A 17,444-nucleotide genomic window follows, 5' to 3' on the forward strand; every position below is an offset into this window, starting at 1 on the left:
ATCATCACCTAATACCTTACCATTTTAATTGCAACTTCTGCTTCTTCAAAAATGTTTCCCATTGTTTTAACAACAACCTGGTCTCCAGTTTGCAGAGCATTTAAATTGTCATCTCATGCTAAAATTTCTGTACTTCCATCTTTGTGGGTTCTAATAACTTCTTTGACTTTTCAATCTTCATTTTCTATAGTTGAAGATACTTGAAAATAATAAGACTCTAATAAATTTTGTAATCCATATTCAAAACGGTCTACAAATAATTCTTTATCGTTTTGACCAGTCATGTTAGCCATTTCTATTACAAATGGTTTTAAATTATATTTTCTAAATTCATTTTCCAAAATTTTAGATCCTGAAAACATTTCTGCACCTTTTTGTGCAACCATTTTAATTCTATTACCAGCACCAATTTGTGTAGTTAGATTAGTGTCGTCAATTAAAACAAAACCTTGTTTTGTTTCGGCATAAACATCTACTTTTGGATCTGGACCGTCACTGTATCTTTCTATTTCTTTAATAACCTCTTCTTTTAAAGTCTTATATGTGTTTGTAAAAAACATTCTCTTGCCATCCAATATATAAGAAAAATTAGACATTCCTAGATCAGTACCTTTCGCTCTTGCTCATGTTGTGAAATAACCTCCATAAGGATCTGCACTTCTTTTTGCAGCAACAAGAATTTTATCGTCGTATTCAGCTATATAATCATCATTAAAATCTATCATCACTTCATTTCTTACCATGTAGACATCAACACTTCGTATAGAAAGTCTTCTTCCAAAATCACTTAAAGCTTTGTCTAGGTTTTCTAAAATCTCTTCTTTTGTTTCATTAACATACATTTTAAAATTTATTTGACTTATATTTTTTCCCGGGAATTGCTCACCCACCGAGGTAAATGTACCGCAAGCAGTTGTTAATGCTGGCGTTGCAATAATACTTACTGCACCCAATAAACTCAATATTTTTTTCATTTATTTGTCCTCTCTCTCATTCATACTCTTTTTTAAATAAAAGTTATTTTAGATTGTTTCACGTTGTATGCAAGAAATTCTGCACCATATGCACTATCAAAATAAATTGTTTTGCCAGAAAGATTTGTAAAATCTGTTGGTTCTAGCAAACGTCTTCCTTCTTCATTTAGGAATTCCAATTCTTTTGTAATATCAAAGAATGGGAAATCTGCATGTATTAATTCTTCAAATTGTTTCATAAAAGTTTCATAATCATATCAATAAAGTACATAGTTCTTAAATGGTAAATCGATTCTTTGTATATATAATCTTTGTTCCAAGTTTTTTCCGTTTGTGTACTCATTATTTATAAACGCAAAAAGACCATCATTTGCTTTAACTGTATAATCATCCTCAAATCCAGTTTCATCTGCATAGTATCTGATTACAATATCACTAGTTTTAAAAGTAATATTGTAATTATTATTTTTAAAATATGAATTGAAAGTTTCTACTATCATTTTTTTAGCTTCACCAACAGTCTGACCTGCATTAATTTTAAAAGTTGAATAATTTACAAACGTAGTATCCATTCCAAGAACATTTCTTTGTAAAGATCCTTTATATAAATTACTGTTAGGTTTTGCATCAAAACTAATTATGTCTCCTTCAACTGATTCGTACTCTTCATTAAATTCAACTAAAGTTCCATTTCTTTTAACAGTAATATCAATGTTATCTTCTCATCCTGGGAATAAAAAGTTTAATTCTTCTGCTATTCCTTGGTGCGTTTGATTTTTAAAGATTGTAGCTTTAAAGTCCTTAAGGTCTTCTACTCCTAAAATAACTTTTGTTTCATAACTTCCAACTAATCTAGTTGAAGTTGGCACAGCTTCAATCTTTACAGTGTCTCCTTCTTTAACGAAGTCTTTACCATTTAAGTCTAAAATATTTTTATTATTTATAAAAATTTCAAAATCTTCTTTTATATAACTAGAAGGATAAGATCTGTTCAATCTTTCTATAGCTATTTCTAAAATTTTTTCAACTGAATATAATTTTTTATAAGTTAAACGAATGTTTCCTATTTTTGTTCTTTTTTCAGAAACCACTATCCTTAAATCTTCATACTTTCTTAATTCTTTATCTTTTGGTGTCATTATGATTACATCATTTGCTTTAATTATGTAATCATCTTTTAACTCCACTCTCTCTTCATTAACTTCTAGGAAAAATTCTAAAGCAGAAAATGCAAAGTGAGCAGATATAGCTGTTTGGTCTTGTCAAAGAATTATTTTTGCTTCAAGACCAGTATGACCTATTCTAATTTTTCCTGAGTTATAAAAATTTCTATTATAGAATGTATCTTGACAAGATACAGTTGTAGCTGCGGTTGACGCTACAACAGTCAATGAACCAATAAGTCTTAACAATTTTCTCATTTTAATTCCCCCTAACCTGATATTTCTATTTCTTGTGTTTCTTTGTTAAAGAAGTTTCCCATGAAATTAACAGTGATTTTATCTTTAATAGTTAATTGGTCAACTTCACTTCAAGGTTTGTCTTCACCATTAAAGCTCATCTTTTCAATAGTTCAATCTTGGTCTAATGAAACATTTATATCGTTCAAATATTTCTTTGAAACAAATTCATTTAATTTTTCTGATAAGAAGTTTTCAAAAGCCTCTTTATCTTTTCCAAGTCCAAGATTGAAGAAAGAAACTTTTGGCATTTTCATAACATCAACTTTTTTTGAATGGTATGTATATTCTAAGTTTCCTGTAATTTCAAACGAATCTTGAGTTGTTTCAATTTTTATGACATCTTTGTCTTTTAAAATTGTGTCTAAATTTTCTTGTCCTATTTTATTTTTGTTTATGTAAATTGAAAATTTACTTCCTTTATATTTTTGACCTAAGAAATTATCTATTGAACTTTTTACATCTGAATAAGTACTATCTGGAGCTAAAATTTTACCATCAAAAACTCTATCTCATCCCAGCCTTCCAATATCATCTCTTCCTTCTTCGGCTAATGCAGTGATAGTTCCTCCAAGTGGATAATAATCAAATTTTAAAGTAGCCACTAAGTAATCACCTTCTCGAACAATATAGTTATCTGTAAAGTTTACAAAGTCATAATTTCTTAATATCGAAATATCTAATGAATCTATAGACAGGTCAATATTAAAATTTTTCATTAATGTATCTAATTCTGTTTTTATAGTCTTTCCGGTTTTACCAATTAAGAACTTGTAGTTAATTGATGTTATATCATTATGATCTTTTATATAGTCTTCATAGTAGTTTTGTGAAAAACAAGAAACAGTAGCTGTTGAAGAACTTACAAGTGAAATACTTGCTAAAGTCATTAATATTTTTTTCATAAATATTCCCCCTTTTTATTTATTTTGTTTTATTACAATTGGCATTTTTTGCCTTCAATTATATATTTAGAACTCGTTAGAGTTTTAAGTATTAAATAATCTTGACCTTTTTCTCCAAAGTCTGGAGTATAATCTGCTGTAATTTTCTCATCTTTTTTATTTGTTATTTCATATTCTCTATCCATTTCAAAATCAGGAAAATTACCTTTAATTGTAGTTTCAATTTCTTGGATTAAAGTTTCGTAATCACTTCAAATAAAACCAGAACTTAAACTTAATTCACCAAGCGAAACATCAATTATACTTACTCTTGCATTTACATTAGAAGTTAAACCGTTGTTTATGTAACTACAATAAACATTTGTAGAATCTTTTGTTATATATGTATCATTTTTTAAACCAGTTATTTGAAGATCTTTTTCACTAACTGTTATACCAATTTTTTCCTTTTCAAAGTAGGCGTTCATTTTATTTGCAAGAGCTTGCAATGAATCTGATGTTTTTTTTCCTAAAGTTAAAGTTAAATAAAGATTTGCAAAGTTAACTCTTCGTTTAACAATTGTTGCCTGAAGTTCTCCTTTAAGAACTTTGTTACCCTCAATAGATTTAATTACAAATTTATCATTCTGTTCAACAATGTAATTGCTATCAAATTCTATTTTTTTACCATCTCTTGTTATAGAAATTTCAGCATTGCCTTCTCAATATGATAATTTATTATTTATTTCACTTAACACTTCGTCATAAAGACTAAAACTATTAAGTTCTAAATAAAGAAGTGAAATGTTAAATCTTGGTAAAATAACTTCCAGATTTATAGATCCTTTTAAAATTTGAGAAAACTCTAATGCTTTAATTTCTACATGTGAGTATTCTTCTACAATATAGCTTGAATCATATTCTTCATAGTTTTTTCCATCAATTAATACTTCATAATCAGTTTTAAAAATTGCCATTGGCGCTAAATCTGTTATGGTTTTTGAAACTTTTTCAAAAACTTCTTTAACTGTTAATTCTCTATCAAGTGTTATTTTTAATTTGTCTAATTTTTTTCTGTTATCTTTTACTACAAAAGACATATCTCTATAACGATTAACAGATTTGTCCAATATTTTTATAAACAAAGTATCTTCTGGTTGAATGACATAATCATCTTTCAATAAAATCTTTTCATTTTGAGTTTGTAAATAAACTTCATAATCATCTAATGTTAAATAAATTCTGTTATTTAAAAACTCATTTCAAATTTTGTACTTTACTTGTGCTCCTGTATCAAATATTTTAATACTATTAAATTCAGGCAATGAAATTGAACTACCTTCAGAAGTTGTTTTACAAGCAACAACACTAGTTGCTGTACTGGTTAAAGCGGTGAGAGACAGTGTTAGTTTTAATAATTTTTTCATGTCCAAACCTCCTTATTGTTCTATAATTACAAAAATAGTTTCATTAGATTGAAGTGTTTCTCCTTTAAAGTCCACACTTATAAAAGCCATATCTGGTATTGTTTCTACTTCATCTCAATTAACTATAATATTCTCTGGATCTTTATATTCTTCAAGACCTTTAATAACTCAATCAATACCTTGAACCAAATTTATTTGTCCAAAATAGAACGATGATGCTCTTTGATTAACAGTAGCACTTAATCAATTTTCAAAATCTTGTTTTGAATTACCTCCCATATCTTTAAAAGAAGGGGGTTGAAAATCTGAATCCATTTTTTCAAACTTGTGTTTTATTTCTTTATAACCTTTATATTTTTTTGAATTTTCTGGAGCATCAATTCTAATAATCGCTTCATTTCCTATTAATGTATTTTCATTTTCTTGTGTAACTTCTTTATCATTAATTGTTATTTTGAAACCTTCTTCTTTCAAGTTTCCAGAAATTCTTGTATTCATATCATTATATATATCTTTGTATGTTGTTGAAAAGTGAATATTTGATGTTGTAAGGAAAAGACTTTGTCTTAAATCTTTAAGGTCTTCTCTTAATTCTTCAGCAGTTCTTCTTAAAACACCTTTATAAGGATCTGCTTCTTTTTTTGCCATTACAACTATTTCATCATTTTCTTGAACTATATAGTTTTCATCAAAGGATACAAATTGTTCATTTCTAACAATTTGTATAAATAAGTCTTTAACCCTTAGACGTGTTGAAAAAATTTCAACTGCATTTTCTAAGTCTTCTAACACTTCTTTTTGTGTTGCTTCAAGTCTAAGACTAAATTCTATATATGATATATTTTTATCTGAAGGAAGATAATCATTTGTTACAGTTACTCCTCCACAAGCAACAACTGTTGCACTTGAACCAAACATTGATATAGCTCCCACTAAACTTAATAATTTTTTCATCCCGCAACCCCTTATCTAGTTTTATTGCTACTGATAATTGGTAATTTGTTTAATAAATAAACATTTGACACATGTTTTGAGTAATTATTATTAATTACTTACTTATCTTTTTTTATTTTTAAACAGTATTCCCGTACTGTTTATACTTGTAAATCTTTAATACCTTTCTATAAAGAAATTATATATTATATTGCACCAATTTGAAACAGAGCAACCAGACTTTTTTATCTTATTTTGTGTATAATTCATATATACGAAAGGAGATTTATATGTATATAAAATTTGACAAAGCTGTTTTATCAGATTTGGATAAGATATACCAAATAGAGGTTGAAAATTTTGTTCCCCAAGAAGTACTTTCAAGAGAGACTTACAAAGAGAGAATAGAAAAGATATCTTCTTCATTTATAGTTGCTCGTGATGAGCTAGGTAAAGTTATGGGATTTATAGTTGGAAAAAGTTCATCATCACTTTATCTTGAGGATGAAGTTTTTACGATTACAAAAGAAAATATTGATAGCGATCCTTATTATTGAGTAGTAACTTTAGCCGTTGACAAAGAATGTCAAAAATTTAAAATTGGTTCTAGACTTATACAAAATTTCTTAGAACAAGCCAAGAGTGAAGGCAAAAAAGCTGTTTCATTAACTTGTGTTAAGGAATTGGTCACTTATTATGAAAAATTCAATTTCAAAAATCACGGTGTTTCTGAATCTAAATTTGCAGGACATACATGATACAATATGGTATTTGAATTTTAAAGAAAAAAGCTTGAATTTAATTCGAGCTTTTTTTAATTAAATATAAAAAAACTCATAACTTGCGTTATGAGTTTTTGTTTGTCATAAATAAATTTATAACTTTAATTATTCGATAATTGAAACAACTGTTCCAGCACCAATAGTTCTTCCACCTTCACGGATTGAGAATTTTGTACCTTGTTCAACAGCGATAGGTTTAATTAATTCAACAACTAATTCAACGTTATCTCCAGGCATAACCATGTCTGTTCCTTCAGGTAAGTGTACTTCACCAGTTACGTCAGTTGTACGGAAGTAGAATTGTGGACGGTATTTGTTAAAGAATGGTTTGTGACGTCCACCTTCTTCTTGAGTTAAAGCATAAACTGAAGCGTTTAATTTTGTATGAGGTTTGATTGTTCCTGGTTTTGCAAGAACTTGACCACGTTCGATGTCTTCTCTGTTAACCCCTCTTAATAATGCTCCAACGTTATCTCCAGCTTCAGCAAAGTCTAGTAATTTTCTAAACATTTCTAATCCTGTAACAACAACTTTTTTGCTTTCTTCTACTAATCCAACGATTTCAACTTCTTCGTTAACTTTAACGATTCCTCTTTCAACTCTACCTGTAGCAACAGTTCCACGTCCTGTAATTGTGAAAACGTCTTCTACTGGCATTAAGAAAGTTTTGTCTGTATCACGAGTTGGTTCAGGAATGTATGCATCAACTGCAGCCATTAATTCTTCGATTTTTTCAACTCATTTTGCATCACCGTTTAATGCTCCTAGAGCTGAACCTCTAATTACAGGTGCTCCGTCTCCATCAAAGTCGTATGCTGAAAGTAAGTCTCTTACTTCCATTTCAACAAGGTCGATTAATTCTTCATCATCAACCATGTCACATTTGTTTAAGAAAACAACGATAGCTGGAACTCCAACTTGTCTTGAAAGTAAGATGTGTTCTCTTGTTTGAGGCATAGGTCCATCAGTTGCAGCAACAACTAAGATCCCACCATCCATTTGTGCAGCACCAGTAATCATGTTTTTAACATAATCGGCGTGACCTGGACAGTCTACGTGTGCGTAGTGTCTGTTTTCTGTTTTGTATTCAACGTGTGATGTATTAATTGTAATACCACGTTCTCTTTCTTCAGGAGCGTTATCGATGTTTGCGTAATCTGTAAAAGTTGCTCCTCCTTTTTCAGCTAAAACTTTAGTAATAGCAGCTGTTAATGTAGTTTTACCGTGGTCAACGTGTCCTATTGTTCCAATATTAACGTGAGGTAAACTACGGTCAAATGATTCTTTTGCCATGTTTTTTCATTCCTTTCATTTTGTGTCTCGGACAAAATGTCATAATAATTTTAATTACATTTTGTCAAAAATACAATAGTTTTTTTTAATTGTTAGGTAAATAATAAACCCCTATTTACCTGCTTTTTTGATAATTTCTTCAGCGATGCTTTTTGGAGCTTCGTTGTAGTGACTGAAAATCATAGTGTAATTTCCACGTCCTTGAGTAAATGATCTTAATTCAGTAGCGTATCCAAACATTTCTGATAATGGAACTTTTGCTTTAACTGTTTGAGCATTTCCTCTTTGTTCTGAACCTTCGATTAGTCCACGTTTTGATGAAATGTTACCCATTACATCTCCGTAGTATTCATCTGGTACAGTAACTTCAACTGACATAATTGGTTCTAATAAAACTGGGTTAGTTTTTTTAGCAGCTTCTTTCAATGCCATTGAAGCGGCAATTTTATATGCCATTTCGTTTGAGTCGACATCATGGTATGATCCATCAACGATAGTTGCTTTAACATCTATCATTGGGAACCCTGCAACAACTCCGTTTTGTAGGGCATTTTCCAGCCCAACTCTTGCAGCGTTGATGTATTCTTTTGAGATTTTACCCCCAACAATTTTGTCAACTCATTCAAACCCTTTGTCTGGGTTTGGTTCGAATTCAATCACAACGTGACCATATTGTCCACGTCCCCCTGATTGTTTAACGTATTTTCCTTCAACTTTTGCAGCAGCACGAATTGTTTCACGGTATGAAACTTGAGGTGCCCCTACGTTAGATTCAACTTTGAATTCACGTTTTAAACGGTCAACAATGATATCTAAGTGAAGTTCACCCATACCAGCGATGATTGTTTGTCCAGTTTCTTCATCAGTATATGTTCTGAAAGTTGGATCCTCGTCTGAAAGTTTGTTTAAAGCAATTCCAAGTTTTTCTTGGTCAGCTTTTGTTTTTGGTTCAAGAGCTAAGTGGATAACTGGTTCTGGGAACACCATTGATTCAAGAACAATTGGGTGTTTTTCATCAGTTAAAGTATCTCCAGTTGTTGTATCTTTTAATCCAACAGCTGCTGCGATATCTCCAGCATAAACTTCTTCAATTTCTTCACGGTTATTTGCGTGCATTTTTAGAAGACGTCCAACTCTTTCTTTTTTGTCTTTTGTAGCATTTAAAACATAACTACCTTTGTTTAATACTCCAGAGTAAACTCTAAAGAATGTTAATTTACCAACAAATGGGTCTGTCATAATTTTGAAAGCTAAAGCTGAGAAAGGTTCACTATCATCAGCTTTTCTTACATCTTCACTACCATCTTCTAAAGTTCCTTTAATAGCTGGAACGTCTAATGGTGAAGGTAAGTAATCAACAACTGCGTTAAGTAATAATTTAACACCTTTGTTTTTGAAAGCAGATCCAGCTAATACTGGGAAGAATTCTGCTGAAAGAACACCTTTACGGATAGCTCTTTTTAATTCTTCAACAGTGATTTCTCCACCATCTAAGAATTTCATCATTAATTCTTCGTCATATTCAACCGCACTTTCGATTAATTGCATTCTTAATTCTTCTGCTAAATCTTTTAAGTCAGCAGGAATTTCAATTTCTTTTGCAATTTCATCAGCTGCTCCATCAAATCCTCATGCTTGCATTTCTACTAAGTCAATGATTCCTGAGAATTGATCTTCTGCACCAATTGGTAATTGAATTGGTGAAGCTTTTGCTCCCAATCTATCTCCAATTGATTTAACTGAGTATATAAAGTCTGCCCCAGTTTTATCCATTTTGTTAACGAATACGATTCTTGGTACTTTATATGTTGTAGCTTGTCTTCAAACAGTTTCTGTTTGAGGTTCAACTCCACTTTGTCCATCAAGAACAGCAACAGCACCATCTAAAACTCTAAGTGATCTTTCAACTTCAACTGTGAAGTCAACGTGACCTGGAGTATCGATAATGTTGAAACGGTGGTCTGCTCAGAATGCTGTTGTAGCAGCAGAAGTAATTGTAATTCCACGTTCTTGTTCTTGTGCCATTCAGTCCATTTGTGATTCACCTTCGTGAGTTTCACCAATTTTATGAATTTTACCAGTATGGAATAAAATACGTTCTGTTGTTGTTGTTTTACCAGCATCAATATGAGCCATGATACCAAAGTTACGAGTCATATCTAAACTAAATTCTCTTGGCATATTCTATTTCTCCTATAAATCTTTCTATTATCAACGATAATGTGCAAACGCTTTATTAGCTTCTGCCATTTTGTGAGTATCTTCACGTTTTTTAACAGATCCACCAATACCGTTTGATGCATCAATAATTTCGTTTGCTAATCTATCTATCATTTCTTTTTCGTTTCTTAATCTTGAATAGTTAATTAATCATCTTAATGCTAAAGTAACTTTTCTATCTGTTGAAACTTCAATTGGTACTTGATAGTTAGCTCCCCCAATACGACGAACTTTAAGTTCTAAGTGAGGTTTAATGTTTTCTATAGCTTTGTTGAAAACTTCAATTGGACTAGTTCCAGTTTTTTCTTGAATTTTTTCAAAAGCTTTATATAAGATGTGTTGTGCAGTTCCACGTCTTCCGTCTAACATAATTTTGTTAACAGCTTTAGTAACTAATTTTGAGTTATAAACTGGATCTGGAAGCACATCTCTTTTTTCTGCTTGATGTTTACGCATTGTTATTGCTCCTTTCTTTTATTTAATTGATACTTGTTTTAATGTGATATTACACTCTTATTTTTTTTCTTTAGGTCTTTTTGTTCCGTATAATGAACGAGATTGCATTCTACCGTTAACTCCAGTAGTATCAAGTGTTCCACGAATAATGTGGTAACGTACCCCAGGTAAATCTTTTACCCTTCCCCCACGGATTAAAACAACACTATGTTCTTGTAGGTTGTGACCTTCTCCTGGAATATAAGCTGTAACTTCCATTCCGTTTGTTAATCTAACCCTTGCATATTTACGTAGCGCAGAGTTAGGTTTTTTAGGTGTCATAGTTGCAACCCTTGTACAAACTCCTCTTTTTTGAGGTGAAGAAATTTTAGTAACTTTTTTTAATAAAGTGTTAACTCCTCTGTTTAAAGCGGGTGCTTTAGTTTTTCAAGTTTTTGCTTTTCTTGGTTTTCTAACCAATTGGTTAATTGTTGCCATGTCAGTTTCCTCCTTTCCACAATACCGAGTGTATTGTGTTCACACAATATATATTATATAGAATTAGTGCAAAAAAAATCAATATTTTTTAAAAATATTGATTTTATTGTATTTGTAAATTAACTAGAAAATACATCTAATATATTTTTCATACCCTTTTGCTCACCATTTGCTTTTGTAAATTTCTTATAAATATCTAGAATATTGTCATTTTGAGCAAGATATTGCCCAAAAACCAATTCTCCTTCTTTTATAATAATCAATTTATTAATTAAACCTTGTAGTTCGTTAATGATATGACTAGTTATCAAAATTATTTTATCTTGTCTTGCAAGTTTTTTGATCAACTCCATAAATTCAACTCGTGTAGAAACATCTAAATTTGCAGTAGGTTCATCAAAAATTATAATATTTGGGTCTGAAACCATAGTAATTGCAAGCAAAGCTCTCTTTTGCATACCTGCAGATAATTTTTTAAATGTCTTATTTCTATATTCAACCAATCCTAGGTATTTTAACAATTGATCTGTTCTTACTTTTGATTCTTTATTTTTTAAACCAGAAAGAATACCAGAATATAGACAAAAATTTTTAACAGTTATATTGTTTGGATACAAACTTTGATCCGGGAAGAAAGACGCTTCTTTAAAAAGAGTTTTTTTCATTGGTACACCATCATAAAATAATTCACCTGAGTCTTTTTTATATTCATTGAATATTGATTTAATAATGGTTGATTTTCCAGCTCCATTATCTCCAACCATCCCAACAATATCTCCTCTTTTTATTGTAAAAGAAATATTTCGTACACCATTCCCGTTAAAAAATGTCTTTGTGAGTTTCTTTACTTCTATCATACATCTTGCCCTCCATTTTTAAGGTCTTAACTTTCTAATATAAATCAAATACCCTATAAAGATGAAGCTAAAACCAAGGATTAAATAGCTCATGTAATAATAAATAGGATTAAAAGCTAATTTTGTATTTTCAAAACTTTGAATTGGTAATTCATCCTTGTCTTTAAAGGATCATTTATCTCTTTCAATATAATCTTCATTTTCAAACATAGCCAGGTCTTGAATTGCAGGTCCCGGCATCAAAGTTTCCATCAAGGCATTGTTTACTTCGGGTTTTTTTGAAATCTTTGTAAACAAATACATATATGGAAGGCTAAGAACGGGATTGGTTAGAAATATTTGTCTTCTTTTCTTTCAATCGTTATAAACAAAATTATATGCAAAATCTTTTTTAACGTTTTCTCCAGTATTGGGAACTAAAACACTTGTTTGAAATATAAAGTTAGACATAAGTATTATAAAAAGTTGATTTCCATCTTTAAGTCCATAATCATCATTTATTGAACTAAAAAAATAGTTAGCAAATTCTGACACATCATAAAAATCAAAACTTTTTTCAAAGTAACCAACATTATAAACTCTAGAACCTGATTCAGCTTTTATTCCAAATCTTTGATAGTTTCAATAATCAAGAAATAAATCTTTTAAAGTTTTAATTTCTGTTTTTAGATTTTTTATAGAATAATTGTCCTCTAAATTTTTAATCATACTTTCTGTAGTTAAAAAATCCATATAGTCGAACAGTTGATTTTTACCCTTCAATTGTTCCATACTTTTATCTGAAATAAAAATATTGTTAGGTTTAAATTCTTCTTGTTCAATTTTTGTATCATTAAAAAAATTAAACAAGTCACTATTTTTATAATTGTCGGTAATAGAGAATTTTAAATATTTATTGTAATTTGAATTTGAATTTAAATAATTATCCACATCTATAGGTTGTCCAACAGATGTGTAATATATTAAAATTCTTTCTAATAAATTATTGTCATTCAACTTTAGTTTTACTTGCTCATACGTTTCTATTTCTTGAGAATCAGCATCTTCCATTAAAGAAATTTCAATATTATTTTTTTCATTTAAAGTTAAAAGATTTTTATATAAGAAACTAACAAGACCATTTTGGTTTTTTCTAGCCATTTTTTGTATTTCTAAAGGTACCCTATTCAAGGTTTGTTCTTGAATGAACAATTCTTTTATTGTAATTGTTTGTAAGACACCAATAAGCGGAGAAAAAACCAAAATAGCTGAGAAAAAAGAAATTACAAAGGACATTAGTTTGGAACTCAAACCACTACCAAACAATAGGCATAAACCAGTCAATAAAATATCAAGCGTATAAAAGACTGTATACCCCGGAATATATCCATCCAAAAACATATCGATACGAAGCGGTTTAAAAATTAAAGTTAAACAATAAAATATTAACATGGCAAAAGCAATAGTGCTTCATATTATTACTTTTGAAATTAACAATTTTTGTCAAATTAACAAATTTGGTTTCTTTCCTTTTCTTACTTCTAAGCCAAAGACACCATTTTTAACATCATCAATCATTATGTTTGAAATTGTATATATATCAATCGAAGTCAGTCAAATAATACAAGTTGCAAAAACTATCCAAACCATATAAATTTCTATTTTTACAAGCAGTCAAATAGTTCATAGTATAAGACTCAATAGCAAAATAGAAATTGTTGAAAAAACAAAGTATTTCGAAAATAAAATTCTTTTAAAATTAAAACTTATAAAGTTCATAACTTACACCCGACTTTTAAATATAAAAATATAATTCTATCTAAATTATAACACCCAACAGTAGGTATTGTTTTTGTTTATGGAAATAATTTTCAAAAAAAACAAAATTTTTGGCAAATTTTGTCTTTTATATTGATTTTATTTCCTTATTATTTAGTTTTTTTAATTATTAAACATATACCCACTAAAATCAAAATACCCAGTAAAGCCCCATTAACTTGACCAAACAGAATTAGATCACTTATTGGTTTTATTGTTCAATTGTTATAGGCACAAATGATAATGTTAATAATTAAAATAAAGGGGATTGAAGTTAGAATCGCAAATAATACAGCACTAAAATATTCTAATAAAGTTGAAATTTTGACTTGTTTCTTTGTATAACCAATTTTTATTAGTGCTTCATTTTCTATATTTTTATTTGAAAAATATAGAAAAATTAAATTAATACCGATTAGAAGGTTAAAACTTCCAACAATTAACGCTAAACTAACAGCATTTATTAGGTTATGTTTTTCTTCAACACCCATCAAAACTGTTGTTATTGAAAAATTTGAAAATAACAACAAAGACATCAATAGAGTAATTGGACCTATGATCTTTTCGATATTAAATTTTAGAGATTTAAAGGTATTTTGAAAAATAATACCTTTAAATAACTTTAGATTAAATAATACAAATCCTAAGAAAAATCATTTACCTATCAATGCAAAAGAAACCAAAAATAACATGACAGATAATATTGAAATGTTTTGTCCTAATCCATCAATCATTGTAGCTTTATTGGAAATAAGTGCTGTAGACATTAACAATGTAATAACTCCAAAAGTAATTTTTACTTTTTCAGCTTTTTGATTATTTTCTTTTGCTAAACTAAATTCTTTTATATTAACAAGTTTTTTTATATCAAGAGTAGATATAAATCCTATTAGGATTGTAAAACCTATAGTCATTACAATATATATTCATTGAAAACTAAAATTTCTCTTTAAATAAAATTGCTCATTTACTAACCCTTGGTTTTTAAAAATACTTATAATTAGGTTTGCTATTGGTATTGCTAAAAATAATGAAATTAAAGTCGTAAAACAAGACATAACCAAATTTTCAACAAAAATTTGGTTTTTAATATTACCACTTGTAAATCCAATAATTCTTAACTGTCTGTGTTGTTTTAATCTCAATTTAACTGACAGTTTTATACTCCCAAATAAACTAAAATAAGACATAAAAAATACTATTCCACAAAGTGAAGAAAAGGTAGATAAAAGTTGTATACCTTCTAATTTATTGTTAAATTCATTGTTTGCAATGACATACAAGGTATTTATCAATAACAAACTAAAAGTTGCAAGTAATAGTGTTGATAACATTAAAGTTATAAAAGTTATTAGATGATTTTTTCAATTAGACTTGAACTGTAGAAATATAACTTTAAACATTTTTTTCTAATTCTAAAATATTTCTCATAACTTCTTCAACTCTTGGTCTTTCAACAACTTTTTTGACTTGACCATCAACTAAAAAAATTACTTCATCTGCTTGACTTGCAACAAAAGGGTCATGAGTTACAACAAATAATGTTTTACCAAACTCTTTTGCATTTGTTTTTAATAATTCTATAACTTCATTTCTTGTTTTTATATCTAATGCTCCTGTTGGTTCATCAGCAAAAATAATTTTACTATGACTTGCCAAAGCTCTTGCTACTGCAACTCTTTGTTTTTGACCTCCTGAAAGTTTTTCTACATTAATTTTTTCAAAATCTTTCAGTCCTACTTTTTCAATAATTTTAAACACTTGTTGTTCATCTATCTTTTGCTTTGAAAGTTTATTAACAATAGTTATGTTATCTCATACATTTAAATAAGGTATTAAATTATAATCTTGAAAAATATAACTAATATTTTTTCTTCTGAATTTTGTTAATTCAGGTTCCTTTAAAAGACTCATATTTGTATTTTCTATTCAAACAGAACCTCTTGTAGGTTCTTCTAAACCAGAAGCTACATTTAGCAAAGTAGTTTTTCCGCTTCCTGATGGTCCCATGATTGCAGTAAAATTTTTGCTAAGCAAATTTATATTAATGGTTTTTAAAATTTTTTTATCATTAAAGCTCTTTTCAAGATCTTTAAACGAGATAGCTAAATTTGAATTCATAATTTATAATTATTCTTTCTATTAAAGTTTAATAACTTCATTAAAGTTTTGGTTATTTTCTGCACTAGTTGTGTGAGAAATGTAAAGAACTGTTTTATCTAGTTTACCCACTAGATTTTCAATAATCTCTCTATTTTCTTTATCTAAATTTGCAGTAACCTCATCTAATATCATTATCGGTTTGTCTTGGACAATTGCTCTTGCTATTGCAATTCTTTGCATTTCTCCACCCGAAACATTTTTAGATTCACTATTAATTTCTGAATCTAAATTATGTTTTTTAAACCACTCTGTTAAATTTACTTGTTCAATAGCTTTAATTATTTTGTCATCAGAAATATCTTCATTGAATAATGAAATATTATTTCTTAATGTGTCATTAAAAATAATTGTTTCTTGAGGCAAGTAAGCCATTAGGTTTTTTAAATCTTTCGATTCAATTGATTTGTAATCAAGTTCACCGTTAATTTTTAAATCCCCTTCATAATTGTCAATCAATCCAAAGATTAGTTTAAACAGTGTAGTTTTACCTTTTCCAGATTCTCCAACAATTAAGTATTTTTTGTTTGCATCAATTTTTAAATTTAAGTTGCTAAAGATTTGTTTTTCCTCAACTGCATAGTTTACATTTTCAATTTGTAAACTTTGAAAATCTATTTGTCTTGGTTGAGAATCTAGATCTATTTTTGCAAATTCAAATTTTTTAAATATTACAGATCCTGCTTTAATAGTAAATGCAGATCCAAATAATCCATTTACACCATTAAAGAAAGTTCCTGCAATGTTGGTTACTGCCAACATTGCTCCCATTTCTGTCTGTCCATTTAAAGATAAAAAGATAGAAACAAATAACATTATCATTTGACTAGATATGAATAAACCATAAAGTACAAACTCTTGTAATGCTGAAGCTTTTCCGTAAGATGCAACAGCTTTTTGTTCTCTTACGTTTGCAACTTTAATAAGTTTTTCAAATATTCTTTTTTCATTACTGTATGAAAAAATTCTATATCCGTTAAGAAGGTTTTCAATTCTTTGTGAAAACTCTTCATTTTGTTTGGACATGTTCTTCACTTTCTTTGAAACATAACCTTGAAATAAAGAAGGTAAAATTATCATTAATAAAGTGATTCCAAACATTGATAGACCAATTATTCAATGGAAAGTAAATACAGCATAAGTTGCTAAAACTACAGCTGATAAACTTTTAGTTACATTAAATAAACTTGAGAAACAAAGATTTCCAATTGTATCTACATCTTTTGTTAATCAAGAAATAAAGTCTCCTTTTTTATATTCATCATATTCTTTATCTGTTAAAGAATTAATTTTTGCACATATTAGCATTTTTAATTCAATTGTTAATTTTTTAGTTGTTACTACTTGCACTAAGCTTGCAATATAGTGAGTGAAAAAAGATATTATAAAAGAACACCCAATAATAATTGTGTCTCTTGTAACAGCTTTGATATCACTTTCAAAAACTCCTTGTAGTACGCTAGATAACCTATATCCACCGTAAACCATTCCTGCATTTGAAACTGCAGAAATTAATGCAAATATTAATATTAAATATCAATATTTATTCGTTAATTTTGTCATAATTTCCTTTCATTTGATTGATATATTATTAAATTATATTTCTTTACTTAACACGCCATGCCATTAATACACTCAATTATTTTACACTCATTATGGGTAATACCAATAAATCTAAAACTAGTTTTATCAAATAAAAATTGTTTGATAAAAAAAATCTTGCT

General features: G+C 28.8%; 15 protein-coding genes. 1 reads left to right on the plus strand and 14 read right to left on the minus strand.

The window, feature by feature from the left end; all coding sequences use genetic code 4:
• Nucleotides 1-8 precede the first annotated feature (8 nt).
• Genes SCHIN_RS05940 through SCHIN_RS05960 form a run of 5 tightly spaced genes read right to left on the minus strand, consistent with a single transcriptional unit; the run spans nucleotide 9 to nucleotide 5,699 of the window.
• Nucleotides 9-974 (minus strand): lipoprotein, encoded by a 966-nt coding sequence (locus tag SCHIN_RS05940; RefSeq protein WP_166508707.1) that lies wholly within the window; start codon nucleotides 972-974, stop codon nucleotides 9-11.
• Between the two features lie 32 nt (nucleotides 975-1,006).
• The gene (locus tag SCHIN_RS05945) at nucleotides 1,007-2,395 is read right to left on the minus strand and encodes a lipoprotein (protein ID WP_166508708.1); all 1,389 of its coding nucleotides are present in this window, start codon (nucleotides 2,393-2,395) and stop codon (nucleotides 1,007-1,009) included.
• An 11-nt stretch (nucleotides 2,396-2,406) separates the two neighbouring features.
• Nucleotides 2,407-3,339 carry a hypothetical protein gene (locus tag SCHIN_RS05950; RefSeq protein WP_166508709.1) on the minus strand — a complete coding sequence of 311 codons (933 nt, stop codon included), beginning with the start codon at nucleotides 3,337-3,339 and terminating at the stop codon, nucleotides 2,407-2,409.
• A 32-nt stretch (nucleotides 3,340-3,371) separates the two neighbouring features.
• Nucleotides 3,372-4,745, minus strand: a complete 1,374-nt coding sequence (locus tag SCHIN_RS05955; RefSeq protein WP_166508710.1) for a hypothetical protein — start codon at nucleotides 4,743-4,745, stop codon at nucleotides 3,372-3,374.
• 12 nt (nucleotides 4,746-4,757) lie between these two features.
• Nucleotides 4,758-5,699 carry a hypothetical protein gene (locus tag SCHIN_RS05960; RefSeq protein WP_166508711.1) on the minus strand — a complete coding sequence of 314 codons (942 nt, stop codon included), beginning with the start codon at nucleotides 5,697-5,699 and terminating at the stop codon, nucleotides 4,758-4,760.
• A gap of 269 nt (nucleotides 5,700-5,968) precedes the next feature.
• Here SCHIN_RS05960 and SCHIN_RS05965 point away from each other — a divergent pair, with 269 nt between their 5' ends.
• Nucleotides 5,969-6,460, plus strand: coding sequence for a GNAT family N-acetyltransferase (locus SCHIN_RS05965; protein WP_166508712.1), 492 nt, complete (start codon nucleotides 5,969-5,971; stop codon nucleotides 6,458-6,460).
• Between the two features lie 105 nt (nucleotides 6,461-6,565).
• Here the strand turns inward: SCHIN_RS05965 and tuf are convergent, their stop codons facing one another.
• The 9 genes from tuf to SCHIN_RS06010 form a co-directional block, all read right to left on the minus strand.
• Complete coding sequence (gene tuf, locus SCHIN_RS05970; RefSeq protein WP_166508713.1) at nucleotides 6,566-7,753, minus strand: elongation factor Tu; 1,188 nt, start codon at nucleotides 7,751-7,753, stop codon at nucleotides 6,566-6,568.
• A 111-nt stretch (nucleotides 7,754-7,864) separates the two neighbouring features.
• A complete protein-coding gene (fusA, locus tag SCHIN_RS05975) occupies nucleotides 7,865-9,934 on the minus strand; it encodes an elongation factor G (RefSeq protein WP_166508714.1) in 2,070 nt (689 codons plus the stop codon).
• 27 nt (nucleotides 9,935-9,961) lie between these two features.
• On the minus strand, nucleotides 9,962-10,429 hold the full coding sequence (rpsG, locus tag SCHIN_RS05980; RefSeq protein ID WP_166508715.1) for a 30S ribosomal protein S7: 468 nt from the start codon (nucleotides 10,427-10,429) through the stop codon (nucleotides 9,962-9,964).
• Nucleotides 10,430-10,486: 57 nt separating this feature from the next.
• Complete coding sequence (gene rpsL / locus SCHIN_RS05985) at nucleotides 10,487-10,906, minus strand: 30S ribosomal protein S12 (protein WP_069117440.1); 420 nt, start codon at nucleotides 10,904-10,906, stop codon at nucleotides 10,487-10,489.
• Nucleotides 10,907-11,025: 119 nt separating this feature from the next.
• Nucleotides 11,026-11,763, minus strand: a complete 738-nt coding sequence (locus tag SCHIN_RS05990) for an ABC transporter ATP-binding protein (RefSeq protein ID WP_166508716.1) — start codon at nucleotides 11,761-11,763, stop codon at nucleotides 11,026-11,028.
• Between the two features lie 18 nt (nucleotides 11,764-11,781).
• The gene (locus tag SCHIN_RS05995; RefSeq protein ID WP_166508717.1) at nucleotides 11,782-13,521 is read right to left on the minus strand and encodes a hypothetical protein; all 1,740 of its coding nucleotides are present in this window, start codon (nucleotides 13,519-13,521) and stop codon (nucleotides 11,782-11,784) included.
• 149 nt (nucleotides 13,522-13,670) lie between these two features.
• On the minus strand, nucleotides 13,671-14,963 hold the full coding sequence (locus tag SCHIN_RS06000) for an FtsX-like permease family protein (RefSeq protein ID WP_166508718.1): 1,293 nt from the start codon (nucleotides 14,961-14,963) through the stop codon (nucleotides 13,671-13,673).
• The gene (locus tag SCHIN_RS06005; RefSeq protein ID WP_166508719.1) at nucleotides 14,956-15,681 is read right to left on the minus strand and encodes an ABC transporter ATP-binding protein; all 726 of its coding nucleotides are present in this window, start codon (nucleotides 15,679-15,681) and stop codon (nucleotides 14,956-14,958) included. The genes SCHIN_RS06000 and SCHIN_RS06005 overlap by 8 nt, the downstream gene beginning before the upstream one ends.
• Nucleotides 15,682-15,702: 21 nt before the next feature.
• Complete coding sequence (locus SCHIN_RS06010; protein WP_166508720.1) at nucleotides 15,703-17,283, minus strand: ABC transporter ATP-binding protein; 1,581 nt, start codon at nucleotides 17,281-17,283, stop codon at nucleotides 15,703-15,705.
• Between the last annotated feature and the right edge of the window lie 161 nt (nucleotides 17,284-17,444).

Origin of the sequence: Spiroplasma chinense (assembly GCF_008086545.1) — a bacterium.
Taxonomy (GTDB): domain Bacteria; phylum Bacillota_I; class Bacilli_A; order Mycoplasmatales; family Mycoplasmataceae; genus Spiroplasma_A; species Spiroplasma_A chinense.